This window comes from Neptuniibacter sp., assembly GCF_024231755.1.
In the GTDB taxonomy this organism is placed as follows: domain Bacteria; phylum Pseudomonadota; class Gammaproteobacteria; order Pseudomonadales; family Balneatricaceae; genus Neptuniibacter.
The window spans coordinates 1-2,809 of record NZ_JAAEQH010000079.1 but is presented as its reverse complement, the minus strand read 5'-3'; the positions used below and the strand labels follow the sequence as shown (position 1 = coordinate 2,809).

General features: G+C 46.2%; 4 protein-coding genes. All 4 read right to left on the bottom strand.

From position 1 onward, the window contains the following. Positions 1-183, bottom strand: a 183-nt coding sequence (locus GY843_RS03740; RefSeq protein WP_297306663.1) for a stringent starvation protein B, incomplete at its 3' end; no start/stop codon positions are given. A gap of 63 nt (positions 184-246) precedes the next feature. Further along, positions 247-885, bottom strand: a complete 639-nt coding sequence (locus GY843_RS03735; protein WP_297306661.1) for a glutathione S-transferase N-terminal domain-containing protein — start codon at positions 883-885, stop codon at positions 247-249. Between the two features lie 89 nt (positions 886-974). Continuing rightward, entirely contained in the window at positions 975-1,751 is a 777-nt protein-coding gene (locus GY843_RS03730) for a cytochrome c1 (RefSeq protein WP_297306659.1), read from the bottom strand. Then, a partial coding sequence (locus GY843_RS03725; protein ID WP_297306657.1) for a cytochrome b N-terminal domain-containing protein occupies positions 1,751-2,809 on the bottom strand: 1,059 nt, incomplete at its 5' end. The genes GY843_RS03730 and GY843_RS03725, both read right to left, overlap by 1 nt.

Here is a 2,809-nt window from a genome sequence, read left to right as displayed (position 1 = left end):
CATGTAAAAGTCACGTACCGCAGAAGGATTGATATTAAGCACGATCTGCCCTTCATCTACAAACTGTGTAGGCACTGTAACATTATCCTCTTCTGCATTAACCAGCAGATGCGGGGTTAAGTCATTATCCAGCAACCACTCATACAGCGCTTTTAAAATATAAGGGCGACTTGGTTTAAACATATTTACCTCAACAAAAAAAGGGATGATAAATCATCCCTTTTTAAAAACTACTAATTTCGAGAATTAATCACGCATTTCGCGCTCAGCTTCCGACAAACTCATCTGGAAAGATTCACGCTCAAACAAGCGCTCCATATACTTAACCAGAGGCTTACACTGATCTTCAGACAACTCAATACCCAGCAGAGGCAAGCGCCACAACAACGGAGCAAGACAGCAATCAACCAACGTAAACTCTTCGCTCATAAAGAATGGCTTATCAGCAAAAATAGGAGAGATCGTAATCAGGCTATCACGTAGCTCTTTACGATTTTCTTCAGCCGTATCTTCATCATCAGCCATCGCAGCTTCAATGATATTATCAGCAAGATCACACCAGTCACGCTGGATTCGATACATGTAGAGACGACTTTCAGCACGTGCTACCGGATAAACTGGCAGCAATGGCGGATGCGGAAAACGCTCATCAAGGTACTCCATCATTACGTTAGGCTCATACAGAACCAAATCACGATCCAACAGAGTAGGCAAACTATTGTACGGATTCATTGATGTCAGATCTTCAGGCAGATCATTTTCATCACAATCATGAATCTCTACGGCAACACCTTTCTCAGCCAGCACGATGCGAACACGATGGCTGTACTGGTCTTCACCATTTGAGTAGAAGGACATGGAAGAACGTTTTGCCACGACACCCATTAACGATTCCCCTTTTCAGAAACAGATACGCGGCTCCCTTATATAAAAAGGAGCCGCGTTAGAAACGATGTGATTATATCACAAAGTTATTAGTGTACGTCTTTCCAGAACTCTTTCTTCAGAGCGTAAGCCAGGAAGAAGAACAAGAACAGGAAGATCAGTACGTATGTACCAATACGCTGAGAGTCCAGTTTAGATGGCTCACCCATGTAAACCATGAAGTTAACTAGATCGTAAACAACATTATCGAACTCTTCAGGAGACAACTCACCAGAACCCTTCACAACTGAAGAACAGTTGTTTAGCGGTGTGTTAGTCAGTGGATCAATACCATCACCACGCATACCGTGAGCATTCATGTCAGCCCAAGAACAGTTTGCTTTTACAACACCCTGCAGCGGAGCAAGAACGTTTGGCATACCTACATCTTTAAATACTGCGTTATTCACACCCCATGGACGAGAATCGTCAGCGTAGAAGCTACGCAGGTAAGTGTACAACCAGTCAGGACCACGCAGACGCGCTTCCAAAGTCAGATCCGGTGGAGCAGTACCAAACCACTCAGCCGCATCAGCCTTAGGCATAGCAATTGTCATCTGCTCACCAACTTTTTGATCACCAAAGATCATGTGCTCAGCAACCAGCTCTGGATTCATACCCAGATCCATTGCTGCACGCTCATAGCGCATGTAGTCAGCAGAGTGACAACCCAGGCAGTAGTTCACAAACGTCTGCATACCACGCTGCAGAGATGCCTTGTTGTGCAGATCAACATCCATGTGGTCAAGGTGACCCTTGGCACCACCAGCAGCGCTAGCAGCTAGAGGCAGCACTGCCATTACTAATGCAATTAAAAACTTTTTCATTAGCCTGTAACCCTTTCTGGAACTGGTTTAGTACTTTCCATTCTGGTGTAGAACGGCATCAGGAAGAAGTACGCGAAATACAGTGCAGTACAGATCTGAGCCACCAGAGTACGACCTGGAGTAGATGCAACTACACCAAGGTAACCCAGAATGACAAAGCTAACGCAGAAGATCACCAGCCACAGCTTACTCATCCAACCTTTGTAACGGATAGATTTAACAGGGCTACGATCCAACCACGGCAGCACAAACAGAATAGCAATCGCACCACCCATCACTACAACGCCTGGGAACTGAGAACCCATAATTGGCGGAATAGCTCGCAACATTGCGTAGAATGGAGTGAAGTACCAAACAGGTGCTATATGCTCAGGCGTCTTCAACGGGTTCGCAGGCTCGAAGTTCGGCGCCTCGATCATGTAACCACCACCCTCTGGGAAGAAGAACACAACTGCACAGAATACGAACAGGAACACAACCACACCCACGATATCTTTAACAGAGTAGTAAGGGTGGAATGGGATACCATCAACTGGCACACCGTTCTCATCTTTGTTCTCTTTGATCTCAACACCGTCTGGGTTGTTAGAACCCACTTCGTGCAACGCAATGATGTGCAGAACAACCAGCGCAAGCAATACGATAGGCAAAGCAATAACGTGTAGAGAGAAGAAACGATTCAAAGTGATACCAGAGATCAGGTAGTCACCACGAATCCACTCGGCCAGATCAGGACCTATAACAGGAACTGCAGCGAACAGAGATACGATTACCTGTGCACCCCAGTAAGACATCTGTCCCCATGGCAGCAGGTAGCCCATGAACGCTTCCGCCATCAGCGCCAGGTAGATTGTCATACCAAACAGCCATACCAGCTCACGTGGCTTACGGTAAGAGCCGTACATCATGCCACGTAGCATATGCAGGTAAACAACCACAAAGAATGCAGATGCACCAGTGGAGTGCATATAACGCAACAACCAACCGTATTCAACATCACGCATGATGTATTCGATAGACGCAAACGCACCTTCCGCAGAAGGGTTGTAAGACATTGT